The organism is Pseudomonas sp. 2, assembly GCF_056627435.1.
Genome location: NZ_JBWXNG010000009.1, coordinates 86,975 through 109,360 on the forward strand (window position 1 = coordinate 86,975; position 22,386 = coordinate 109,360).

Sequence of the window (22,386 nt, forward strand, 5' to 3'; positions counted from 1 at the left end):
CATTCGCGAAAGATAGGTCAGGCGAAAGAGATAGATCGCCTGATACATCATTCGCGAATAAATTCGCTCCTACAGGTCTGATTACAAATCAGCCTCGGTCACCACCCGCACCTTCGACGCATCCAGCGCATAAGCCGCGTTGGCGAGGTCCTGATTGACCGTTTCGATCTTCAACGTGCCGATCACCCACAGCGGCGTGTAGATGTCTTCGATTTTCAGCCCCTTGGGATAGCGCACCAGCACCAGTTGATTGGGCGGCGGTGGCGGCACATGGATACAGGCACCGGGGTACGGCACGAGGAAGAACAGGGTGCTGTGGCCCTTGGCGTCGGTTTCCAGCGGCACCGGATAGCCGCCCAGGCGAATGTTCTTATTGTTCATCGCCGCGACGGTCTTGGTCGAATACATCACGGCAGGCAGGCCCTTGGCCTGCTTGAGCCCACCCTTGGCATCGAACGTCCCCTTGGCTTCCGGGGAGTTGTGGTCGATCTCGGGCATGGCTTCGAGGGCTTTCTGGTCCGACTTGGGCATCAGTTCCAGCCAGTCGGTTTCCGGAGGTTCAGCGGCGCTTGCCAGTCCGCAGACCAGCAGCAGGGAAATCAAGAGAAGACGACGCATTGAAAGGCTCGGCGTGGGGGATTCGTTGCCGCGCATTCTAGCCCTCCGCGCGACGATCGCGCAGAGGGCCGGAACGGATTTCATTTCTTTTTGATCATGCCGTAGATGACCAGCAGGATGATCGCGCCCACCAGGGCCCCGAGGAAGCCTGCGCCCTGCCCGGCCTGATAGATGCCCAGCGCCTGACCACCATAAGTCGCCACCAGCGAGCCTGCGATACCCAGGATGATGGTCATGATCCAGCCCATGCTGTCGTCGCCTGGCTTCAGAAAACGTGCCAGCAGACCCACGATCAGGCCGATGAAGATGGTTCCGATGATGCCCATGCGATGTCCCTCTGTCTGAATGGATATGCCAAAGCCTAGTCGGCTATCGGCAACACGCTATGAGAGGGGTTGGGCGGATGAATGGTTCAATGGGAGAGCACCCCAAAACAACTGTAGGAGTGAGCTTGCTCGCGATTGCGGTGTGTCAGGCAACGAATTCATTGCAGACCCACCGCGTTCGCGAGCAAGCTCACTCCTACAAAAGCAGATCAGCGAATGATCAATTCTTGATCAACGCTTCGACCAGCTTCACCTGACGGTCCAGGGTCGCGCGGTCCTTGCTGCGCACGGTGGCATGACCCACCTTGCGACCGGCCTTGAACGCCTTGCCGTAGTGATGCAGGTGGCAGTCGTCAACCGCGATGACCTTGTCCACCGCCGGCACTTCACCGATGAAGTTGAGCATCGCGCTCTCGCCGACCTTGGCCGTGGAGCCCAGCGGCAGGCCGGCGACGGCACGCAGATGGTTCTCGAACTGGCTGCACTCGGCGCCTTCGGTGGTCCAGTGCCCGGAGTTGTGTACGCGCGGCGCGATTTCGTTGGCTTTCAGGCCGCCATCGACTTCGAAGAACTCGAACGCCAGCACGCCGACGTAATCCAGCTGCTTGAGCACGCGCCCTGCGTAGTCTTCGGCCAGTGCCTGCAGCGGATGATCGGTACTGGCGATGGACAGGCGCAGAATGCCGCTGTCGTGGGTGTTGTGGACCAGCGGGTAGAAGCGGGTTTCGCCATCGCGAGCACGCACGGCGATCAGCGAGACTTCGCCGGTGAACGGCACGAAGCCTTCCAGCAGGCAGGGCACGCTGCCCAGCTCGGCGAAAGTGTCGACCACGTCTTCAGGCGTGCGCAACACCTTCTGGCCCTTGCCGTCGTAGCCCAGGGTGCGGGTTTTCAGCACAGCGGGCAGGCCGATGCTGGCTACGGCGGCGTCCAGATCCGCCTGGGACTGAATGTCGGCGAAGGCCGGAGTCGGAATGCCCAGGTCCTTGAACATGCTCTTTTCGAACCAGCGGTCGCGGGCGATGCGCAGGGCTTCGGCGCTCGGATAGACCGGCACGAACTGCGAGAGAAACGCCACGGTTTCAGCCGGCACGCTTTCGAATTCGAAGGTCACCAGATCGACTTCATCGGCGAGCTGGCGCAGGTGGTCCTGATCGCCGTAATCGGCACGCAGATGCTCGCCCAGCGCGGCGGCGCAGGCGTCCGGTGCAGGGTCCAGAAACGCGAAGTTCATACCCAGCGGAGTGCCCGCCAGCGCCAACATGCGGCCCAGCTGGCCGCCACCGATTACGCCGATCTTCATGAAAACTCAGGCCTCGCGAGGGTCTGGATTGTCCAGAACGCTGTCTGTCTGCTCAGTGCGGAATTTTTTCAGCACTGCATGGAATTGCGGGTGCTTGGCGCCCAGAATGCTGGCCGACAGCAGCGCTGCGTTGATCGCACCGGCCTTGCCGATGGCCAGGGTGGCGACCGGGATGCCCGCGGGCATCTGCACGATAGACAGCAGCGAATCGACGCCCGACAGCATCGAGGACTGCACCGGAACGCCCAGCACCGGCAGGTGCGTCTTGGCGGCGCACATGCCCGGCAGGTGGGCTGCGCCACCGGCACCGGCGATGATCACCTCGATGCCACGGCCCTCGGCTTCTTCGGCGTACTGGAACAGCAGGTCCGGCGTACGGTGCGCCGAGACCACTTTGACTTCGTACGGAATGCCGAGCTTTTCCAGCATGTCGGCGGTGTGGCTAAGGGTGGACCAATCGGACTTGGAGCCCATGATCACGCCAACCAGTGCGCTCATCGTCGTGCCTCTTCATCGGGCGCCCGCAGGCGCGTCTAAAAACAACAAGCCACGCGGGAGGACCGGCGTGGCTTGTCGTACGAATTATGACCAGTGCAACCGGCCAAAGGCCGCGCAGTATACCGCAAAGTCGGGATTTTAAAGCACCCCGATTGACCTTCTGTCTGTCGCGCAGGGAAATGTTGCATCCCGCCAGCTCTCCCACGCAGACGCTGAACAAAATTCGGCGGCACAAGGCGATTGGTCCTACGCAAAAAGCTCGAACTTCCCACCAGATGAGTCGTGAAGCATCACTGCCGTCATCCGTCTTTTTTTGTTTAAGTAGCCTCGCAACATTGACGTTGCAAATGCACCAGAAACTCATGGAAGAGACTAAAAAAATGAAAAACAGATTGAAAACATGGCTGTTATGCATCGCACTGTTCAACTTGCCCTTCGCTATCGCGGTGGCCAGCGACAAGCTCAACCCTCAATCGCGATCCGGCGCCAATCTCGGGCTATTTCTGGTCTTGCACAACCAGGTCGATCCGGACGAACTGGCCGAGCTGCATGGCGATCTGAATCGGTTCCTGCAGCATCTGGAATCAGTCACCGGGCGCAGGACGGTCGTTACGGTCATCGACGAGCACCCCGGGCTGACCGACTTCGAATTCCAAGGTGATGACGAAGAGGAAATCCTTCGTAGATGGCTCTCCGCAGCCAGGAACCACGCAAACGATAACAACCTGCCTCTGCCCTCCGAACGACACAAATACATGCTGGTCACGTCCGACAAGCTCAACTTCAGCACCCACGGCATCGCAACGCCGCTATTCAACGTCGGTATCGCTTCGCTGAATCACTCCAACTCGCTGCCGCATGAAATCGGTCATCTGTTTGGGGCCGATCACGATGCCTCCAGCTTCCTGCCTTGTCAGACCATCATGTGGCCATACACCACAAGCAATATCTTTCCCTGCCATCGTTTCAGCGATGCGAATCAGAAAAACATCCAGAACTACCTGCGCGACGTTCCATAACCACTTCAGGGTCGAACACAAGTAATCGTGGTCGACCCTGTCTCAAGGATGAGAAAACATCATGAATACACCCACAACCGGGTTGGCTGCTGTCCTGCTGACGATCGGAATGTCCACCGCCACTCTGGCCGATAACACCATTGAAAAGGCCGCCTCGTCAGGGCCGACAAAACTTCCCATAGTGCTTACCTTCTTTCTCCATGACGAGCTGACGAACCGGGATCTCTTCAACATGGAGCGTGATTATCTCCCCTGGTTTATTACGGATCTCGAGGGCATCACTGGCCGAAAGGTAACGATCAAATCAGTGGTCAAAAAACCGGGTTACACCGACTTCGACTATCGGCTCGGCGACGCCGATAAAACGCTCTATGAGTGGGATCAACGCGTAAGTGACTACCTGGTTTACAACAACCTGCCTCGAGACAGGCGACATAAATATCTGCTGATCGCCCGCGATGATCTGACGTTCTTTACTGCGGGTATCGCTTATCAAGGCAAGCGCTCCTCCGTCGTGTCCTTGACGGCTTATCGCACCATTGCCCATGAAGTCGGGCATCTGCTGGGGGCAGAACACGGCCATGGACGCGTGGTGGGTTCCGGTTTTCCTGTGGCTTGTTACACCAACATGCTCGCCGCAGAGGTTCCCTTTATCAGGAATTGCTACAAGTACAGCGACCCTGCTGGACAGGGAATACGTAACTATTTGAAAAACGTCCCTTAATGGCGTTCGAGCCAGACGATGAGCAGAAAGCTCTCGTGAAATTTCACAGACAAGGAAGCATTCACCATTATTTCTCTTATAAAAAAATGGCTGCTTACAGCCATTGTATTTCAGCTGCCGTTAACCGCTGCCTTCGCCACCCATCAAAGTGTACCGCTCTCATCGCCCCGCCCCGTGGAGTTGCTGTTTTTTATTCATGACGACATCCCCATGGATAAACGAGCGTCGTTGATGGGCGAGCATATTTCCTGGTTCATCCAAGATCTCGAAGCATTGACGCCTCGACGTATCAACGTACGCCTCATTGAACGAGCGGCCGGTTATACCGACATCAATTACAAATCAGAAAGCCGCCAGATCGCGCTCGATCGCTGGTACGCGAAGGTCAGGAGCTACGCGCGGGAACAGCAATTGCCGTTGATCCGTCGCTACAAATACGTGCTGGTGACCCATGAGCGAATCAACCGAAACACCGTGGGCGTCAGCTCCGATCGCGGGCTGGCCGCCATCGCCTCGATCAACACCAAAGCCACCATCGCCCACGAAATGGGGCACATGCTGGGCGCGACCCATGAAGATGCCCGCCTCAAATTCATCGACGGGCAGGAATGCGAGACCAACGTTTACGCCATACAGCGGCCCTCCCGGGCGAGCTGTCGCGAGTACACCCAGGAGAATCTCCGGCGGATGAGCGCCTACCTGAAGGGGCTGCCCTGACTTGATCGGCCGCCCCCTCGCTGGCGATCATGCGCCAGGGTTGTCGGTGGCCGAGGCAGCCGTCTCCAGCTTGCGCCACAACAACCGCACATTCGCCTTGCGCACCAGCGCGCAGCGGTACAGGCGAATCTCCAGCGGAACGTGCCATTGCGTGCCACCGCAGATCACCAGTTCGCCGCGCTCAAGCTCCGGCGCGATGCTCAGGCGCGGCACCCAGGCGATGCCCAGGCCCTGCAGCGCCATGCCTTTGAGGCTGTCGGCCATGGCCGTTTCGTAGACCGTGGTGAACCGCAGGTTGCGCTGGCGCAGCAGCAGATTGACCGAACGCCCGAGAAACGCGCCCGCGCTGTAGGCCAGCAGCGGCACACTGTTTTCGCCTTCCAGATCGAACAACGGCTTGCCATCGGCATCCGCCGAGCACACCGGGAGCATTTCGGTCATGCCCAGGTGCAGCGACGGGAAGATTTCGGCGTCCATCTGCAGGGCTGCATCGGGGTCGTAGAACGCCAGCATCAGGTCGCAGCCGCCTTCACGCAGGGCGTGTACGGCGTCGCCGACGTTGGTCGCGACCAGCCGCGTGGCAATGTTCAGGCCTTCATTGCGCAACTGGGCGATCCAGCGCGGGAAGAAACTCAGCGCCAGCGAGTGCGCTGCGGCGATCTGCATGACCTCGCCCTGCCCGCTTTCCAGGTGATGCAGATGGCGCAACACCTCGCCAAGCTGATCGACCACCGTACGCGCGGTGACCAGAAACAGCTGCCCCGCCGCCGTCAGCTCGATGGGCGTGCGCGAGCGGTTGACCAAGGTCAGGCCCAGCGCGGCTTCCAGGCTGCGAATCCTGCGGCTGAACGCAGGCTGCGTGACGAAACGGCGCTCGGCCGCCTGGGAGAAGCTGCGGGTGGCAGCCAGGGCGCTGAAATCTTCCAGCCATTTGCTTTCCAGGTTCATGGTGTTCTCCCAGAGTTATAGATAGGCGACATGTTGTGCTTAATACGACCGTCACAATCGGAACGTCACATCGACATTATGCCGTTATTGCATAGGGCAGTGTGCAACAGCATTGGTCGCCGTTCGTCCGCAAGCCTAGTATTCAAGGCGTTCCGGCTCAGACCGTGTCCTATTTGAGAGTTTCTCTATCATGTCCTCCGCTGCATCATTTCGCACCGAAAAAGATCTGCTTGGCACCCTCGAAGTCCCCGCTGATGCCTACTTCGGCATTCAGACCCTGCGTGCGGTGAACAACTTTCACCTCTCCGGCGTTCCGCTGTCTCACTACCCGAAACTGGTAGTGGGCCTGGCCATGGTCAAACAGGCCGCCGCTGATGCGAACCATCAGTTGGGCCACTTGAACAGCGAGAAGCACGCAGCGATCAGCGAAGCCTGCGCACGTCTGATCCGCGGTGATTTCCACGAGCAGTTCGTGGTCGACATGATTCAGGGTGGCGCCGGTACGTCCACCAACATGAACGCCAACGAAGTCATCGCCAACATCGCGCTGGAAGCGATGGGCCATGCCAAGGGCGAATACAAGTACCTGCACCCCAACAACGACGTGAACATGGCGCAGTCGACCAACGACGCCTACCCGACCGCGATCCGTCTGGGTCTGCTGCTGGGTCACGACGCGCTGCTGGCAAGCCTGGACAGCCTGATTCAGGCGTTTGCTGCCAAAGGCCAGGAATTCAGCCACGTACTGAAAATGGGCCGCACCCAGCTGCAGGACGCCGTGCCGATGACCCTCGGCCAGGAATTCCGCGCCTTCGCCACTACGCTGACCGAAGACCTCAACCGCCTGCGCAGCCTGGCGCCTGAGCTGTTGACCGAAGTGAACCTGGGCGGCACCGCCATCGGTACCGGCATCAACGCCGACCCGGGCTACCAGCACCTGGCCGTCGAGCGCCTGGCCATCATCAGCGGCCAGCCGCTGGTTCCGGCCGCCGACCTGATCGAAGCGACGTCCGACATGGGTGCCTTCGTGCTGTTCTCCGGCATGCTCAAGCGTACTGCGGTCAAGCTGTCGAAGATCTGCAATGACCTGCGCCTGCTGTCCAGCGGCCCGCGCACCGGCATCAACGAGATCAACCTGCCGGCGCGTCAGCCAGGCAGCTCGATCATGCCAGGCAAGGTCAACCCGGTCATTCCGGAAGCCGTGAACATGTGCGCCTTCGAAATCACCGGCAACGACCTGGCGCTGACCATGGCGGCTGAAGGCGGCCAGCTGCAGCTGAACGTGATGGAGCCGCTGATCGCTTACAAGATCTTCGACTCGATCCGCCTGCTGCAACGCGCCATGGACATGCTGCGCGAGCACTGCATCGTCGGCATCACCGCCAACGAACAGCGCTGCCGCGAACTGGTCGAGCACTCGATCGGCCTGGTCACCGCACTGAACCCGTACATCGGTTACGAAAACGCCACCCGTATCGCCCGCGTCGCCCTGGAAACCGGCCGTGGCGTACTGGAACTGGTGCGCGAGGAAGGCCTGCTCGATGAAGTGATGCTCGCCGACATCCTGCGCCCGGAAAACATGATCGCTCCACGATTGGTGCCGCTGAAGGCCTGATCACGTGACACCCGTTTTGACTGCAACACAATCACCAGGCTGAGGGCCTAGACACCCCTCACCCTTTTGAGGGCCGGAAGTAGAAGCTTCCAGCCCTTTTTTTTGCCCCTGAATTGCGGAATTCAGGACCCACCACAACACGCCCCGCGCAAGCAAACGACGAATCGGGCTCAAAAGCAGAAACGGTTTACAGACTCCAATAACGCGCACCGGTATAGTGCGCCCCCTCTAAAAAAGCGAGGAACATCCAATGCTTGAAGTCATCAACGACTTCCTCTCGGGAAAACTACTGATCGTGCTCATCGTCGGGCTCGGTGGATATTTCACGATTCGCTCGCGTTTCGTTCAATTACGTCATTTCTTCCACATGTTCGCGGTTTTTCGCGAAAGCCTGCGCAGCAGCTCGGGCCAGCTCAGCTCGTTTCAAGCGCTGATGCTCAGCCTCGCCGGGCGTGTAGGCGCCGGCAACATCGCCGGTGTCGGCATCGCCGTGACACTGGGCGGCCCCGGTGCGGTGTTCTGGATGTGGGTCACGGCGCTGGTCGGCATGGCCAGCAGCTTCTTCGAATGTTCCCTGGGCCAGCTGTACAAACGCTGCGACTCCGAAGGGCAGTATCGCGGCGGCCCGTCCTTCTATATTCAGCACGGTCTGGGCAAGCGCTGGCTGGGCATGGTCATGGCGCTCCTGCTGCTGGTGACCTTCGGCTTCGCCTTCAACGGCCTGCAATCCCACGCGGTCACCCACTCGCTCAACAACGCGTTCGGCGTGTCGCCGGCGTATGCGGGCATCGCGCTGGCGGTATTGCTGGGGCTGGTCTTCGTCGGCGGGATCAAGCGCATCGCTGCCGTGGCTGACCTGCTGGTTCCGGTCAAGACGCTGGTGTACATCGCCGTCACGCTGTATGTGATTGGCGTGCAGTTCGAGCACGTTCCGCACATGCTGATGACCATCGTCAAAAGCGCGTTCGGCCTGGACGAAGTCTTCGGCGGCCTGCTGGGCAGCGCCATCGTAATGGGCGTGAAGCGTGGCGTATTCGCCAACGAAGCGGGCCTTGGCAGTGCGCCGAACGTCGCGGCGGTGGCCGAGGTCAAGCACCCGGTGGCGCAAGGCGTGGTCCAGGCGTTCAGCGTGTTCCTCGACACCTTCGTCATCTGCACCTGTACCGCGCTGCTGATTCTGCTGTCGGGCTTCTACACCCCGGGCTTCGAAGGCGATGGCATCGCGCTGACCCAGAACTCGCTGGCGGCGGTCGTCGGCGACTGGGGCAAGCTGTTCATCAGCGTGGCGCTGGCGCTGTTCGTGTTCACCTCGATTCTCTACAACTACTACCTGGGCGAGAACAGCCTGCGCTTCCTGCTCGGCGAAAGCCGCAAGGCGCTGATGAGCTATCGCGCACTGGTGCTGGCGCTGATCCTGTGGGGCGCGGTGGAAGACCTGGGCACGGTGTTCGCCTTCGCCGACATCACCATGACGCTGCTGGCCTTGGTCAACCTGATCGCGCTGGCGATGCTGTTCAAGGTCGGTTTGCGTATCCTGCGTGACTACGACGACCAGCGTAAGGCAGGCATCGAGACCCCGGTATTCGACTCCAGCAAGTTCCCCGACCTGGATCTGGACCTCAAGGCCTGGCCTGCGCCTGCACTGGAGCAACCGGCGGCACAGCCTGCAAAAGCAGCTGCCAACGCCCTCGCCGACGCACCTTGATCAACTGAACACACGCCCAGGGAGACATGCATGAATCGCGAAAACCACGCACCAGCCAGGCAAGTGATGGTGCTCTACACCGGCGGCACCATCGGCATGCAGGCCAGCGAAAACGGCCTGGCGCCCGCGTCCGGATTCGAGGCGCGGATGGCCGAACAACTGGCTGGCCAGCCTGCATTGGTGGTGCCGCAGTGGCAGTTTCGCGAGATGTCTCCCTTGATCGACAGCGCCAACATGACGCCCGCCTACTGGCAGCGTCTGCGCGAGTCGGTGGTCGATGCCGTGGATAAAAAAGGCTGCGATGCCGTGCTGATCCTGCACGGCACCGACACCCTGGCCTACAGCGCAGCGGCGATGAGTTTTCAGTTGCTGGGGCTCGATGCCCCGGTGGTGTTCACAGGTTCCATGCTGCCTGCGGGCGTACCCGACAGCGATGCCTGGGAAAACGTCAACGGCGCATTGCAGGCGCTGGGCGAAGGCCTGCCGCGCGGCGTGCACCTGTACTTCCACGGCGAGCTGCTGCAGCCGACCCGCTGCGCGAAAATCCGTAGCTTCGGGCGCAATCCGTTCGCCGCGCTCAATCGCGCTCGTGGCGGCGACGCCGCCGGGGATCTGCCTGCAGCGCTGGACTATCGCCAGCCAAAACAGCTGGCCGAAGTCGCCGTGCTGCCGCTGTTTCCCGGTATCGGCGCGGCGCAGCTCGATGCCATCATCGACAGCGGCGTTCAGGGCCTGATCCTCGAATGCTTCGGCAGCGGCACCGGCCCCAGTGACAACCCCGCCTTCCTCGCCAGCCTGCAACGGGCGCGCGAACAAGGCATCTGCGTGGTCGCGATCACCCAGTGCCATGAAGGCGGCGTCGAGCTGGACGTCTACGAAGCCGGCAGCCGCCTGCGCGGCGTGGGCGTGCTGTCTGGCGGCGGCATGACCCGCGAAGCGGCGTTCGGCAAATTGCACGCGCTCTTGGGGGCGGGCTTGCCGATTGAAGATGTGCGGCGGCTGGTTGAGCGGGATGTGTGTGGGGAGTTGCGGTAACGCCTAGACGTTAAGACCACACATCACCTGTGGGAGCGAGCTTGCTCGCGAATGCGGTGCGTCAGCCACTGATTTGTTGGCTGACACAATGTTTTCGCGAGCAAGCTCGCTCCCACAGGTTCATCACGCCTCCGAAAACCGATGCTGGCAGTCAGGCACATCTCTTGCTCCCCTCTTCCGACCCGCAAACCCTCGGAAGGCCGTCATGCTTCATTCCCACCTCACCACGCTCAACGCTGTCTCTCTGGTCCTGGAAACCTTTGCCGCCGAGGGTTGGGGCAGCGAGGCGTTGCTGGCCGGGAGCGGGATCAGTGAGGCGGACCTGAGCCGGCCGGACATTCGCATCACCACCTTTCAGGAAATGCAGGTCTGCGCCAACGCCGTGGCGCGTCGGCCGGAGATCGGTTTGCCGCTGGGGCGGCGCATGCATGTGTCGTCTTACGGGATTCTCGGTTACGCCCTGCTCACCAGTGCCACTTTCGGTGACGCCCTGCGTCTGGCGCTGGAGTATCCGGCGCTGCTGGGCACGCTGTTCGAGCTGCAGCTGATCGAGGACGGCGAGCGGGTCTGGCTCAGCGCCAGCGACTACCGCGACGATGAAGGGCTGCGAGTGTTCAACGCCGAGCTGTGCCTGGCTTCATTGAGGGTGATCTGCGATGACCTCTTGGGCAAGCCGCTGGCCCTGCTCGACGCGCGCTTTGCCCATGCCGCGCCCGGTTACCAGGCCAGCTACCGCGAGAGTTTCGCCTGCCCTCTGCATTTCAATGCCGTCGACAACGCCTTCGCCTTCGACAAGCGCCTGCTCGACCAACCCCTGACCCTCGCCGACCCGGTAACCCACCGCGACATGCGCGAGCGTTGCCGCAAGCAGAACATCGAATTCACCGGGCGCCAGGCCTGGCTGGGGCGGATTCGCCATCTGCTGACCGGCCAGCTCGAGCAAACCCCGAGCCTGGGCGTGATTGCACAAAAAATGAACTGCTCCGAGCGCACCCTGCGCCGCCACCTGCAAGCCACCGGCAGCAGCTACCAGCAATTGCTCGACGAGCTACGCTTCGACCGGGCCAAGCAATTGCTGCAGGACGATCAATTGCCGATCCATCGCATCGCTGAAGTGCTGGGGTTCAGCGAAACCGCGAGCTTTCGCCATGCGTTCATCCGATGGAGCGGCGTGGCGCCGAGTCAGTTTCGGGTTTGATCGCAGGTGCGGGACCGACCAGAACCTGTGGGAGTGAGCTTGCTCACGAAGGCGCAGGGCCGACATTGCTTCGGCGTCTGATCCGAAGCTTCGTGAGCAAGCTCACTCCCACAGTTTGATTGTCGGCTGCAATGCTTCGAAACGGGGCATCCCGCCCTATTCAGGGGCGAATTACGGACAGACTTTATGGCCGAATAAATCCCCTTTTGGCCGTTTGCGTCGTTCACCAAAATGCCGTGGGCACGAAGAATGTCGGACAACTTAGCCCAAGGAGAACAAGAAATGCTGACGATCTATTCAGACGATCACCATCTGCACCACGGCCGCTGCGAGTTGATCGACGGCAAGTTGATGCCCTGCTTCGAGATGCCATCGCGTGCCGACCACGTGCTGCAACGGGTCAAGGATCGCGAAATTGGCGCCGTCGAAGGTCCGAAGGATTTTGGCATCGAGCCGATCAAGCGCATCCACACCGAAGCCTTTCTGGAATTCTTCAAAGGTGCCTGGGATCGCTGGGCCGCGACCAACCCTGAAGGCGATCTGCTGCCCTACACCTGGCCTGCGCGCACGCTGCGTTCGATCATGCCCACCAGCCTGCACGGCCAGCTGGGTTACTACACCTTCGATGCCGGCGCGCCGATCACCGCCGGCACCTGGCAGGCCGCCTACAGCGCAGCGCAAGTGGCGCTGACCGCCCAGGAGGCGATCCAGAACGGCGCGCGCAGCGCTTTTGCCCTGTGCCGTCCGCCGGGACACCACGCCGCCAGCGACGTCATGGGCGGCTATTGCTACCTGAACAACGCCGCCATCGCGGCCCAGGCCTTCCTCGATCAGGGCCACACGAAAGTCGCGATCCTCGACGTCGATTACCACCACGGCAACGGCACGCAGTCGATTTTCTACGAGCGCAGCGATGTGCTGTTCACCTCGATTCATGGCCACCCGGAAGCCGAATTCCCGTTCTTCCTCGGCTACGACGACGAGTTGGGCATCGGTGCCGGTGAAGGCTACAACTTCAACTACCCGCTGGCCGCAGGCAGCGACTGGGCGACCTGGAGCGCGGCGCTGGACAAGGCCTGTGCCGAGATCGAGAGCTACGGCGCCGACATAGTCGTAGTCTCGCTGGGCGTGGACACCTACAAGGATGACCCGATCTCGCAATTCAAGCTCGACAGCCCGGATTACCTGCGCATGGGCGAGCGCATCGCGCGCCTGGGCAAGCCGACGCTGTTCGTCATGGAAGGCGGCTATGCGGTCGAGGAAATCGGCATCAATGCCGTGAACGTGCTGGAAGGTTTCGAAAGCGTCTGACCCGATCAATCAGAAGAAGAGAAACAACGATGAACAGACTCAAGCGGCTTTTTGCTCCAGCCCTTCTGGCAGCGGCATGCGCGGGGATGCTCGGCGGCGCGGCGCACGCCGACGAGCCCAAGACCCTGCGCGTGTACAACTGGTTCGACTACATCACCCCGCAGACCCTGGAAAACTTCAAGAAAGACACCAAGGTCCCGCTGATCTACGACATTTTCGACACCAACGAAGCGCTCGAGGCCAAGTTGCTGACCGGCAACTCCGGCTACGACGTGGTGGTGCCGTCCAACGTGTTCCTGGCCAAGCAGATTCAGGCCGGCGTGTTCCAGCCGCTGGACAAGAGCAAGCTGCCGAACTATTCGCACCTCGATCCGAGCCTGATGAAGCTGTTGGAAGCGAACGATCCGGGCAACAAGTTCGCCGTGCCCTACATGTACGGCACGATTCTGATTGGCTTCAACCCGGACAAGGTCAAGGCGGCGCTGGGCGACAACGCGCCGGTGGACAGCTGGGACCTGATCTTCAAGGAAGAGAACATCAGCAAGCTCAAGCAATGCGGCGTGACGCTGCTCGATTCGCCTTCGGAAATTCTGCCGCTGGCCCTGCAGCATCTGGGGCTGGACCCGAACAGCAAGAACCCGAAGGACTACGACAAGGCCGAAGCCTTGCTGATGAAGATCCGCCCGTACATCACCTACTTCCACTCGTCCAAATACATGGCTGACATCGCCAACGGCGACATCTGCGTGGCGGTCGGTTATTCGGGCAGCTTCTCCCAGGCCGCCAACCGGGCCAAGGAAGCGAAGAACGGCGTGGTGGTCGACATGCGCCTGCCCAAAGAAGGCGCGCCGATCTGGTTCGACATGCTGGCGATTCCGAAAGGCGCCAAGGACGTCGAAGACGCGCACACCTTCATCAACTACCTGCTGCAACCGAAGGTGATCGCGCCGATCAGCGACTTTGTCGGCTATCCGAACCCGAACAAGGACGCGACCGAACTGGTCGACCCGGCGATCCGCCACAACCCGAACCTGTACCCGACCGCCGAGGCCATGAAAACCCTCTACACCCTCACGCCGCTGCCGCGTGATGCCGAGCGTGCGCGCACGCGGGTGTGGACCAAGATCAAGTCCGGTACGTAACAACACATATTCCGTAGCAGCACGGCTTGCCGGCGGGGGCGTCATCAAAATCGCTCCCGCCGGCAAGCCGTGCTGCTACGGGTATATCACCACTTCATCAGCGTTGCTTCTCGGTCGCATCCTGCAGCATCGAGTTCAGATTCCCCGAGATGTTCTCGCACAGCGCCTTCATGCGGATCTCGTGCTCGGATGCCTTGAACGGGCTCTGCAGGTCGGTACCGATCCGCTCGATGGCCAGCAGCATGAACCCCACCACCGTCGAGGCCAACGGCGTAAACCATTCCAGGGTTTCCACAAGCCCGATCGGCACGATGATGCAGAACAGCGTGATGAACAGCCGCGGAAAGGTCACGTACGGGTAAGGCAGCGGCGTGTTGGCGATGCGCTCCATGCCACCCTGGCAGTTGGAAATGTCCACCATGGTCGACTCCAGCCGCGCAAAACGAATGCTGTCCAGCCTCCCGGCCTTGTACTCGTGGGCGATGATCGCGGCGGATTCGTTGAGGATCGCGTTGGGAAAGTTGTTGGTGCGCTTGCGTCGCTCGTATTCCTCACGCGGGATCATGGCCGTCACTTCCTCGCCACAGTCCTCGCCCTTGAGGTGCGCCGACAGGCATTCCACGTAGGCCACATGCCGGCGCAGCAGTAAGGCCTTTACCGGATTGAGGTCATCCTCGTCGTCAATGAGCGTCAGCACCTGCCGCGCAAAGCTGCGGGAATTGTTGACCAGCGCCCCCCACAACGTGCGCGCTTCCCACCAGCGGTTGTACGCGCTGGAATTACGGAAGCTGGTCAGCACCACCAGCGCCGAACCGAGCAGCGTCAGCGGCATCGCGGGCAGCGTGATCTTCGGGTCCAGAAACAGCATGAAATCCACGGTGACGATCACGTCCCAGATCAGCAGCCAGAACAGCGACCAGCCGATGTAGGTAAAGGTCTTGATCATGGCGCGGTACTTCTTGACGATCATGTCCTGCAATGGTCACCCCCTTCTCCAGTCACATAGCGTCATGATTCAGGCACAAGGGATTCGAATGCATCAGGCGCCGATGGTTCGCCAGAAACATTCATGGAACGATCCCGCCCTCCCCGTGCTCGACATCTATCTGGATGCCAACGCCACACGTCACGAGGAGATCACCATGGGCTCGCCTACCACGCCGAACGCCAATGAACGCGACCAACTGACCATCAACACCCTCCGCACCCTGGCCATGGATGCCGTGCAAAAGGCCAATTCCGGCCACCCCGGCACGCCCATGGCGCTGGCGCCGGTGGGCTACACACTGTGGAAAGATTTCCTGCGCTACCACCCGGAACATCCTGACTGGCCGAATCGTGATCGCTTCGTGCTGTCGGTGGGCCATGCGTCGATGCTGCTGTATTCGCTGCTGCACTTGGCGGGCGTGGTGGAGATCGACGAGCACGGCAAGCGCTCGGGCAAACCGGCGGTGAGCCTTGAAGACATCAAGCAGTTCCGCCAACTGGATTCGAAAACCCCGGGCCATCCCGAATACCGCATGACTACTGGCGTGGAAACCACCACCGGGCCGCTGGGCCAGGGCTGCGCCAACAGCGTCGGCATGGCGATGGCCGAGCGCTGGCTGGGCGAACACTTCAATAAACCGGACGCGACCCTATTCGATTACAACGTCTACGTGCTCTGTGGCGACGGCGACATGATGGAAGGCGTGACGGCTGAAGCGGCGTCAATAGCCGGGCACTTGAAGCTTGCGAACCTGTGCTGGATCTACGACAACAATACCATCAGTATCGAAGGCCACACGGAACTGGCCTACAGCGACGACGTGCAAAAACGCTTCGAGGGTTACGGCTGGAAAACCCATCATGTGAAGGATGCCAACGACGCTGTGGCGCTGAGCAAGGCGATCAGGGCCTTCCAGCAGACCGACGACGCGCCGACGCTGATCGTGGTCGACAGCGTGATCGGCTATGGCTCGCCCAACAAACACAACACCGCCTCGGCCCACGGCGAACCACTGGGCGAGGACGAAATCAAGCTGACCAAGAAAGCCTATGGCTGGGACGAGAACAGCAGTTTTCTGGTGCCCGAAGAAGCCCGTCACTGCCTGCGCGACGCCATGCTCGAGCGCAACGCAGACGATTACATCGCCTGGCAAAAGACCTTCGCCGAATTCGAGGAAAGCCAGCCGGAACTGGCCGATCAACTGCAGCGCATGCGCGCCGGGGAAATGCCCGAAGGCTGGCGCAATACCGCCGCAAGCTTCGAGGCGGACAAGAAAGGCATCGCCACCCGGGCAGCCGGCGGCAAGGTGCTCAACGGCTTTGCCCGACAGATTCCCTGGCTGCTCGGCGGTTCGGCAGACCTTTCGCCGTCGACCAAGACCAACCTGACCTTCGACGGCGCGGGCAGCTTCGAGGCGGGCAGCTACAACGGTCGCAACCTGCACTTCGGCGTGCGCGAACACGCGATGGGCTCGATCGCCAACGGCCTGGCACTCTCCTACATCCGCCCCTACACCTCGACTTTCCTGGTGTTCAGCGACTACATGAAGCCGCCGATCCGCCTGGCCGCGATCATGGAGTTGCCGGTGGTGTTCGTCTTCACCCACGACTCCATCGGCGTTGGCGAAGACGGCCCGACTCACCAGCCCATCGAACACCTGACCCAGCTGCGCGCAACGCCCGGCCTGATCACCCTGCGCCCCGGCGACGCCAACGAAACCGAAGAGGCCTGGAAAGTCGCACTGGCCCAGACCCACCGGCCCAGCTGCATCGTGCTCTCGCGCCAGCCGATGCCGACGCTGGATCGTTCGGTGTACGCCAGCGCCGAAGGCCTGGCCCGCGGCGCGTATGTGCTCGCCGACTCAAGCCATGAAAAGCCGGAGGTGATTTTGATCGCCACGGGCAGCGAAGTCGGCATGACAGTCGAGGCGTTCGAACGCCTGAAAGCAGATGGCGTGAAGGCGCGGGTGGTGTCGATGCCCAGCTGGGAGCTGTTCGAGCATCAGGGCAAGGCTTATCGGGATGAAGTGCTGCCCCCGAGCGTGACTGCGCGGGTGGTGGTGGAACAGGCAGGGCCGGTGGGCTGGGATCGCTATGTCGGGCAGAGCGGCGCGAAGATCGTGATGAACACCTTCGGCGCCTCGGCACCTATCGACAAGCTGCAGGCCAAGTTCGGCTTTACGGCGGACAACATCGTCAAGGTGGCCAGGCAGCAGATCGGGAAGTGAGTCGGGATCGAACGGGGTAGAGACGGCTGAACATCTATCCCTTGTGGGAGTGAGCTTGCTCACGAAGGCGGTGTTTTATCCCAAAGACATCTACCGGATGTAATGGCCCCTTCGTGAGCAAGCTCACTCACACATGGACTCAGCAGCCGGTCAGCACCGCCGGGCGGCGTTCGCCTTCGAAGAAGAACGGACGAATCCGCACGCCCACCGCATTACCGGCGAACGCCGCGATCAGCCACAGCCAGCCGTGCAGGCTACCCGAAGCGATGCCGCTGAAGTACGCACCGATATTGCAGCCATAGGCCAGGCGCGAGCCGTAACCCAGCAGCAAACCGCCGAGCACAGCGGCGATCAGCGAGCGGGTCGGAATCTTCAGGCTTGGCGAGAAACGTCCGGCAAGTCCGGCCGCCACTGCCGCACCAAGCATGATGCCGATGTCCATGACCGTGGTGATGTCTTCCCACACCGGCGCGGCCAGTGCCTTGGCGTTGGCCGGCATCTGCCAGAACGCCCAGCTGGCGACGTCCACGCCGAAGTTGCTGGCAACCTTCGCGCCCCACAGCGCGAACGCCGAAGTGATGCCCCAGGGGCGGCCCGCCAGTGCCAGGGTTGCATAGTTGAGCAACGCCAGCGCAACCGCGCCCCACACCAGCGGCCACGGGCCACGCAGGAAGCGGCGCAGGCCGACGTGTTCACTGGTCACCGCGGCTTCCAGATCGCCATGACGATGTTTTTCCAGCTTGACCGTCACCAGCGCAATCACCGCGAACAGCGCCACGCTCATGATCAGCGCAGGCATCACGCCAAAGGTCTTGACGATGGAAGTGGCCGGGAACGACGGCAGCGAGAACCACCAGTCCGCGTGGTGCGTCGCAACCACCGAACCGATGATGAAGAACAGCAGCGTCACCAGCATCCGCGCGTTGCCGCCGCCGACCGTGAACAGCGTGCCGGACGCACAACCGCCGCCCATCTGCATGCCGATGCCGAAGATGAACGCGCCGAACACCACCGAAACGCCTGCCGGCGCGACCAGCCCGGTGACCGGCGTGCCGAACAGCGTGCCCGCGCCCAGCGCCGGGAAAAACAGCACCACAGCGATGGTCAGCATCACCATCTGCGCGCGCAGACCTGCGCCACGGCGCTCATTGATGAACACGCGCCAGGCCGAGGTGAAGCCGAACGCAGCGTGATACAGGGTCAGGCCCAGCGCCGCGCCGACGATCAGCAACAACACGTGTTTGCCACCCACGGCAGATTGCAGAAACAGTGCGCCGAGCACCAACAGGACGAAGGCGATCAACGGCGTGCCGAACTTGCGCTCGGGCGACGCGGAAAGAGGAAGGCTCATGATGTGTCTCAGGAAAGGTTGCGATGGGCGCGAGTATACCTTTATGCCGCGACACTACTCTCTGTAGGAGCGAATTCATTCGCGAACCGACGGTACATCCGACGCATTTTTATCGCCTGGCAAACCTTCGCGAATGAATTCGCTCCTACAGAAAACTCGCGCATGGCTGGACAATCGAGTCGTTCATGGGTCCTGTAGGAGCGAATTCATTCGCGAATTTTTCCAGACGATCCGCATCAGGCCTTCCACGCTTCACGCAACCGGGCAAGCGCCGAAGCAATATCCGCCTCAGGCACCGCCGCAAACCCCAGCACCAACCCCGCGCGGTTATCCACAGGCGTGTCCGAATCCGGCAGCCAGTAATCACTCAGCGGTGCCACTTCAACGCCCACGCTCTCAGCCTGCGCCACTAACGCCTGCTCCCGGGAAAAGCTGTCCACAGCCACCGAGACATGCAATCCCGCCAGCGGCTTGGGCATCGGGCTGCAGCCTGGCACTTGCGGCCAGCCCGCCAGCAGCGCGTCTCGCCGGCTCAACGCCGCGCGGCGCATTCGGCGGATGTGTCGCTGGAAATGCCCCGCCGCGATGAACTCGGCCATCACCGCTTGGGTGCCGATTTCCGAATGGCGCATGTCCACCGCCCGACGCTGGCTGAAGGGCTCGACCAGATCCTGCGGCAACACCAGATAGCCCACGCGCAACGCCGGAAACGCCACCTTGCCGAAGGTGCCGACGTACAGCACCCGCCCGCTGCGATCCAGCGCGGCCAAGGGCGCCAGCGGCGCACCGCTGTAGCGGTATTCGCCGTCGTAGTCGTCCTCGACGATCCAGCCGCCGGTGCGCTGGGCCCAAGCCAACAACTCAAGGCGCCGCGGCAGGCTCATGGTCACGCCCAGCGGGTACTGATGCGAAGGCGTCACATAGGCCAGCTTGCAGCTGTGGTCATCAGGCTCTGGCGAGCGCATGCCCTCCGCGTCCACAGGCATTCCGCGCAACTTCGCCCCGGCCACGGCAAAAGCGTGCCCTGCGGCGCGATACCCCGGATTTTCGATGGCCACCACATCTCCCTGATCGAGCAGCAACTGTGCACAAAGGGTGATCGCCTGCTGCGCGCCACTGGTGATCACAATTTGCTCAGGGGCACAGTGCATGTCACGGGATGTTCTTAAATACACGGCGATCAGCTCACGCAGCCGCCACTCCCCCGCCGGGTCGCCATAGCCCAGTTGATGCAGACCCGGTTTTCGCCAGAAAGCCGCGTGCAGCTTGCCCCACACGTCGAACGGGAACAGATCGAACGCCGGAACACCCACCCGAAAGGCCCTCGGCAAACCGGTTTTCGGCGTTCCCAGATGATGCTGTTGCAACCGCTCGAAAGACGCGCTGTGGATAACTTTACTGGGTAAATCACCAGTGCCGTCGGTCGATTTTGTGGATAACCCTGTTGATAAACCTTGGGATAACCCTGTGGACAGTTTTGTGGATAGTTTCTTCTGGGTGATCGGCTTTTCCGGCAATTGCGCGACGTAGGTGCCATCACCGACCCGACCTTCGGTGAAACCCTCGGCATACAGTTGGTCGTAGGCGCGCATTACGCTGTTGCGGGAAATCGACAGCGAAGCCGCCAGATCACGGCTAGCCGGCAGCCGTGTGCCACCGCTCAGGCGGCCGTCGAGAATCCGCTGGCGCAGCGCCAGATACAGCTGGCGACTCAGGCCATGGCGGCGGTCCAGCTCGATTCCGGCGAAGTCGAAGGTCAGCGAGGGGGTGGCAGCAGGCATTGGATTGGCCCTATGAAATTGACCATTAATGGTTCTTACAACAGACCAATAGCCTGCCTAGGATTGCACCAATCGCCAAGGAAAATCCCATGTACACACCCCGCTATTTCAAAGACGAGGACCTCGAAAGCCTGCACCGGCAGATCGACGGCACGCGCCTGGCCACCCTGGTCACGTTCGACGAAACGGGCCTGCAGGCCAGCCATGTGCCGCTGTTGCTCGACCCGAACCAAGGCGCCAACGGCACGCTGACCGGGCATCTGGCCAAGGCCAACCCGCAGTGCGCGGCGCTGGCGAGCGGCGCCGAAGCACTGGTGATTTTCCAGGGCGCCGATGCCTACATCAGCCCTTCCTTTTATGCCGCCAAGGCCGAGCACGGCAGAGTGGTGCCGACCTGGAATTACCTGGCCGTGCACGCCTACGGCAAACCGGAAACATTCAACGATCCCGAGCGGCTGCTGGCCATCGTCAGCGGCCTGACCGACAAGCACGAATCCGCCCGCGCCGAGCCCTGGGCGGTAAGCGATGCGCCGGCCGACTACATTCAGGGGATGCTCAAGGGCATCGTCGGTTTTGCCATTCCCATCGAGCGCCTGGAAGGCAAGCGCAAGCTCAATCAGAACCGCAGCGCCGAGGACATCGCCGGCGTCAGCAAAGGCCTGGCCAGCAGCCAGGATCAGAACGATCAGCAAATCGCTCGCTTGATGAGCCAAGGAGAAACCCGTGTCTGAGGTACAAATCCGTCCTGTCACCGCCGACGATCACGCCGCCTGGCTGCCGCTGTGGAAGGCCTACCTGACTTTCTACAAAACCGAATTGCCGGACGCTGTGACGCAAAGCACCTGGCAGCGTTTTCTGGACAGCAACGAGCCCACCCACGCAGCGCTGGCGTGGGTAGACGGCAAGGCGGTCGGCATGGTCCATTTCATCTTTCATCGCTCCAACTGGAGCATCAACTATTCCTGCTACCTGCAGGACTTGCTGGTAGCCCCAGAGCAACGCGGCACGGGTCTTGGCCGCAAGTTGATCGAATACGTGTACGTCGCGGCCAAGAACGGCGGCGCCGACAAGGTCCACTGGCTGACCCACGAAAGCAACGCCACGGCGATCCAGCTGTACGAGCGCATCGCCGAGCGCCCTGGATTCATCCAGTTCCGCAAACCCATCTGAGCCGGAAACCCTGAACATGTCGAACCTCGAACACTGGCCATCGGCAAAGCTGCCGGACACTCGCACACTGAACGGGCGTTTCGTGCGCCTGGAAAAACTCGACGCCGCCAAACATGCAGACGGCCTGTGGAGCGCGCTGGAAGGCCCCGGCGCCGACCCGAAACTCTGGGATTATCTGGCCGTCGGCCCGTTCACCGAACGCGCGGCATTCAACGACTACCTCACCGGCCTGCAAGCCTCGACCGACCCATGGTTCTACACCGTGATCGATCAGCAGACCGGCGCAATCGACGGTTTCCTGAGCCTGATGTCCATCGTGCCAAGCGCGGGTCGCATCGAAATCGGCCACGTGACCTTCGGCGCATCCATGCAGCGCACGCCAAAAAGTACTGAAGCGGTGTATCTGCTGGCCAAGGAGTCGTTCGCGCTGGGCAACCGCCGCCTGGAATGGAAGTGCAATGCCAACAACGCCCGCTCAATGCGCGCTGCCGAGCGTTTCGGCTTCAGCTATGAGGGAATTTTCCGCCAGCACATGATCGTCAAGGGCCAGAACCGCGACACCGCGTGGTACTCGATCATCGACGGCGAATGGCCGCCCATCGAGAAAGCCTTCGAGGCGTGGCTGGCTGTGGATAACTTCCGGGACGGGAAACAAGTCGACACACTCGCCCATTTTCGCGCGTTATAAAGCTGTAATATCAAACCGCTAT

General features: G+C 61.4%; 21 protein-coding genes. 13 read left to right on the plus strand and 8 right to left on the minus strand.

The window, feature by feature from the left end; translation table 11 throughout:
- Positions 1-81 precede the first annotated feature (81 nt).
- The 4 genes from AC1MEK_RS16505 to purE form a co-directional block, all read right to left on the minus strand.
- A complete protein-coding gene (locus AC1MEK_RS16505) occupies positions 82-618 on the minus strand; it encodes a DUF3299 domain-containing protein (protein ID WP_480397355.1) in 537 nt (178 codons plus the stop codon).
- Positions 619-698: 80 nt separating this feature from the next.
- Entirely contained in the window at positions 699-944 is a 246-nt protein-coding gene (locus AC1MEK_RS16510; RefSeq protein WP_404635554.1) for a GlsB/YeaQ/YmgE family stress response membrane protein, read from the minus strand.
- A 220-nt stretch (positions 945-1,164) separates the two neighbouring features.
- Positions 1,165-2,247: a 5-(carboxyamino)imidazole ribonucleotide synthase gene (locus tag AC1MEK_RS16515; RefSeq protein WP_480397356.1), complete on the minus strand. Its 1,083-nt coding sequence runs from the start codon at positions 2,245-2,247 to the stop codon at positions 1,165-1,167.
- Positions 2,248-2,253: 6 nt separating this feature from the next.
- Positions 2,254-2,745, minus strand: a complete 492-nt coding sequence (gene purE / locus AC1MEK_RS16520) for a 5-(carboxyamino)imidazole ribonucleotide mutase (protein WP_074754780.1) — start codon at positions 2,743-2,745, stop codon at positions 2,254-2,256.
- 380 nt (positions 2,746-3,125) lie between these two features.
- Between purE and AC1MEK_RS16525 the strand changes: the two genes are divergently transcribed.
- The 3 genes from AC1MEK_RS16525 (at position 3,126) to AC1MEK_RS16535 (ending at position 5,205) form a co-directional block, all read left to right on the plus strand.
- Complete coding sequence (locus tag AC1MEK_RS16525) at positions 3,126-3,764, plus strand: hypothetical protein (RefSeq protein WP_480397494.1); 639 nt, start codon at positions 3,126-3,128, stop codon at positions 3,762-3,764.
- 61 nt (positions 3,765-3,825) lie between these two features.
- Positions 3,826-4,488: a zinc metalloprotease gene (locus AC1MEK_RS16530; RefSeq protein ID WP_480397357.1), complete on the plus strand. Its 663-nt coding sequence runs from the start codon at positions 3,826-3,828 to the stop codon at positions 4,486-4,488.
- Positions 4,489-4,662: 174 nt separating this feature from the next.
- Positions 4,663-5,205, plus strand: a complete 543-nt coding sequence (locus tag AC1MEK_RS16535) for a zinc metalloprotease (RefSeq protein WP_480397358.1) — start codon at positions 4,663-4,665, stop codon at positions 5,203-5,205.
- Positions 5,206-5,232: 27 nt separating this feature from the next.
- On the opposite strand, the gene AC1MEK_RS16540 is transcribed toward AC1MEK_RS16535, so the two are convergent.
- The gene (locus AC1MEK_RS16540) at positions 5,233-6,153 is read right to left on the minus strand and encodes a LysR substrate-binding domain-containing protein (protein WP_480397359.1); all 921 of its coding nucleotides are present in this window, start codon (positions 6,151-6,153) and stop codon (positions 5,233-5,235) included.
- 190 nt (positions 6,154-6,343) lie between these two features.
- Here AC1MEK_RS16540 and AC1MEK_RS16545 point away from each other — a divergent pair, with 190 nt between their 5' ends.
- From AC1MEK_RS16545 to AC1MEK_RS16570, 6 genes are all read left to right on the plus strand, one after another.
- Positions 6,344-7,768, plus strand: a complete 1,425-nt coding sequence (locus AC1MEK_RS16545) for an aspartate ammonia-lyase (RefSeq protein ID WP_480397360.1) — start codon at positions 6,344-6,346, stop codon at positions 7,766-7,768.
- 250 nt (positions 7,769-8,018) lie between these two features.
- Positions 8,019-9,473, plus strand: coding sequence for an alanine/glycine:cation symporter family protein (locus AC1MEK_RS16550; RefSeq protein WP_480397361.1), 1,455 nt, complete (start codon positions 8,019-8,021; stop codon positions 9,471-9,473).
- A gap of 30 nt (positions 9,474-9,503) precedes the next feature.
- Positions 9,504-10,508, plus strand: a complete 1,005-nt coding sequence (locus AC1MEK_RS16555) for an asparaginase (protein WP_480397362.1) — start codon at positions 9,504-9,506, stop codon at positions 10,506-10,508.
- A gap of 205 nt (positions 10,509-10,713) precedes the next feature.
- Positions 10,714-11,706 (plus strand): AraC family transcriptional regulator, encoded by a 993-nt coding sequence (locus AC1MEK_RS16560; protein ID WP_480397363.1) that lies wholly within the window; start codon positions 10,714-10,716, stop codon positions 11,704-11,706.
- 282 nt (positions 11,707-11,988) lie between these two features.
- Positions 11,989-13,017 (plus strand): histone deacetylase family protein, encoded by a 1,029-nt coding sequence (locus AC1MEK_RS16565; RefSeq protein ID WP_480397364.1) that lies wholly within the window; start codon positions 11,989-11,991, stop codon positions 13,015-13,017.
- 29 nt (positions 13,018-13,046) lie between these two features.
- Positions 13,047-14,159 (plus strand): polyamine ABC transporter substrate-binding protein, encoded by a 1,113-nt coding sequence (locus AC1MEK_RS16570; RefSeq protein ID WP_480397365.1) that lies wholly within the window; start codon positions 13,047-13,049, stop codon positions 14,157-14,159.
- Positions 14,160-14,256: 97 nt separating this feature from the next.
- On the opposite strand, the gene AC1MEK_RS16575 is transcribed toward AC1MEK_RS16570, so the two are convergent.
- Entirely contained in the window at positions 14,257-15,129 is an 873-nt protein-coding gene (locus AC1MEK_RS16575) for a bestrophin family protein (protein WP_480397495.1), read from the minus strand.
- A 172-nt stretch (positions 15,130-15,301) separates the two neighbouring features.
- Between AC1MEK_RS16575 and tkt the strand changes: the two genes are divergently transcribed.
- A complete protein-coding gene (gene tkt, locus AC1MEK_RS16580) occupies positions 15,302-17,374 on the plus strand; it encodes a transketolase (RefSeq protein ID WP_480397496.1) in 2,073 nt (690 codons plus the stop codon).
- 139 nt (positions 17,375-17,513) lie between these two features.
- Here tkt and AC1MEK_RS16585 read toward each other — a convergent pair whose 3' ends face one another.
- Complete coding sequence (locus AC1MEK_RS16585; RefSeq protein ID WP_480397366.1) at positions 17,514-18,725, minus strand: YeeE/YedE family protein; 1,212 nt, start codon at positions 18,723-18,725, stop codon at positions 17,514-17,516.
- 236 nt (positions 18,726-18,961) lie between these two features.
- Positions 18,962-20,506 carry a MocR-like pyridoxine biosynthesis transcription factor PdxR gene (gene pdxR / locus AC1MEK_RS16590; RefSeq protein WP_480397367.1) on the minus strand — a complete coding sequence of 515 codons (1,545 nt, stop codon included), beginning with the start codon at positions 20,504-20,506 and terminating at the stop codon, positions 18,962-18,964.
- A gap of 89 nt (positions 20,507-20,595) precedes the next feature.
- Between pdxR and AC1MEK_RS16595 the strand changes: the two genes are divergently transcribed.
- From AC1MEK_RS16595 to AC1MEK_RS16605, 3 genes are read left to right on the plus strand one after another with little or no spacing between them, the layout of a single operon-like run.
- Complete coding sequence (locus AC1MEK_RS16595) at positions 20,596-21,237, plus strand: FMN-binding negative transcriptional regulator (protein ID WP_480397368.1); 642 nt, start codon at positions 20,596-20,598, stop codon at positions 21,235-21,237.
- Positions 21,230-21,676, plus strand: a complete 447-nt coding sequence (locus AC1MEK_RS16600) for an N-acetyltransferase family protein (RefSeq protein WP_480397369.1) — start codon at positions 21,230-21,232, stop codon at positions 21,674-21,676. The genes AC1MEK_RS16595 and AC1MEK_RS16600 overlap by 8 nt, the downstream gene beginning before the upstream one ends.
- A 16-nt stretch (positions 21,677-21,692) precedes the next feature.
- Positions 21,693-22,364 carry a GNAT family N-acetyltransferase gene (locus tag AC1MEK_RS16605; RefSeq protein ID WP_480397370.1) on the plus strand — a complete coding sequence of 224 codons (672 nt, stop codon included), beginning with the start codon at positions 21,693-21,695 and terminating at the stop codon, positions 22,362-22,364.
- Positions 22,365-22,386: the final 22 nt, after the last annotated feature.

Coding starts and splice junctions, on each gene's coding strand:
- AC1MEK_RS16525 (WP_480397494.1), top strand. CDS start 3,126: ATGAAAAACAGATTGAAAACATGGCTGTTATGCATCGCACTGTTCAAC.
- AC1MEK_RS16570 (WP_480397365.1), top strand. CDS start 13,047: ATGAACAGACTCAAGCGGCTTTTTGCTCCAGCCCTTCTGGCAGCGGCA.
- AC1MEK_RS16560 (WP_480397363.1), top strand. CDS start 10,714: ATGCTTCATTCCCACCTCACCACGCTCAACGCTGTCTCTCTGGTCCTG.
- AC1MEK_RS16585 (WP_480397366.1), bottom strand. CDS start 18,725: ATGAGCCTTCCTCTTTCCGCGTCGCCCGAGCGCAAGTTCGGCACGCCG.
- AC1MEK_RS16555 (WP_480397362.1), top strand. CDS start 9,504: ATGAATCGCGAAAACCACGCACCAGCCAGGCAAGTGATGGTGCTCTAC.
- AC1MEK_RS16510 (WP_404635554.1), bottom strand. CDS start 944: ATGGGCATCATCGGAACCATCTTCATCGGCCTGATCGTGGGTCTGCTG.
- AC1MEK_RS16595 (WP_480397368.1), top strand. CDS start 20,596: ATGTACACACCCCGCTATTTCAAAGACGAGGACCTCGAAAGCCTGCAC.
- AC1MEK_RS16575 (WP_480397495.1), bottom strand. CDS start 15,129: ATGATCGTCAAGAAGTACCGCGCCATGATCAAGACCTTTACCTACATC.
- purE (WP_074754780.1), bottom strand. CDS start 2,745: ATGAGCGCACTGGTTGGCGTGATCATGGGCTCCAAGTCCGATTGGTCC.
- AC1MEK_RS16605 (WP_480397370.1), top strand. CDS start 21,693: ATGTCGAACCTCGAACACTGGCCATCGGCAAAGCTGCCGGACACTCGC.
- AC1MEK_RS16505 (WP_480397355.1), bottom strand. CDS start 618: ATGCGTCGTCTTCTCTTGATTTCCCTGCTGCTGGTCTGCGGACTGGCA.
- AC1MEK_RS16540 (WP_480397359.1), bottom strand. CDS start 6,153: ATGAACCTGGAAAGCAAATGGCTGGAAGATTTCAGCGCCCTGGCTGCC.
- tkt (WP_480397496.1), top strand. CDS start 15,302: ATGGGCTCGCCTACCACGCCGAACGCCAATGAACGCGACCAACTGACC.
- AC1MEK_RS16545 (WP_480397360.1), top strand. CDS start 6,344: ATGTCCTCCGCTGCATCATTTCGCACCGAAAAAGATCTGCTTGGCACC.
- AC1MEK_RS16530 (WP_480397357.1), top strand. CDS start 3,826: ATGAATACACCCACAACCGGGTTGGCTGCTGTCCTGCTGACGATCGGA.
- AC1MEK_RS16565 (WP_480397364.1), top strand. CDS start 11,989: ATGCTGACGATCTATTCAGACGATCACCATCTGCACCACGGCCGCTGC.
- pdxR (WP_480397367.1), bottom strand. CDS start 20,506: ATGCCTGCTGCCACCCCCTCGCTGACCTTCGACTTCGCCGGAATCGAG.
- AC1MEK_RS16515 (WP_480397356.1), bottom strand. CDS start 2,247: ATGAAGATCGGCGTAATCGGTGGCGGCCAGCTGGGCCGCATGTTGGCG.
- AC1MEK_RS16550 (WP_480397361.1), top strand. CDS start 8,019: ATGCTTGAAGTCATCAACGACTTCCTCTCGGGAAAACTACTGATCGTG.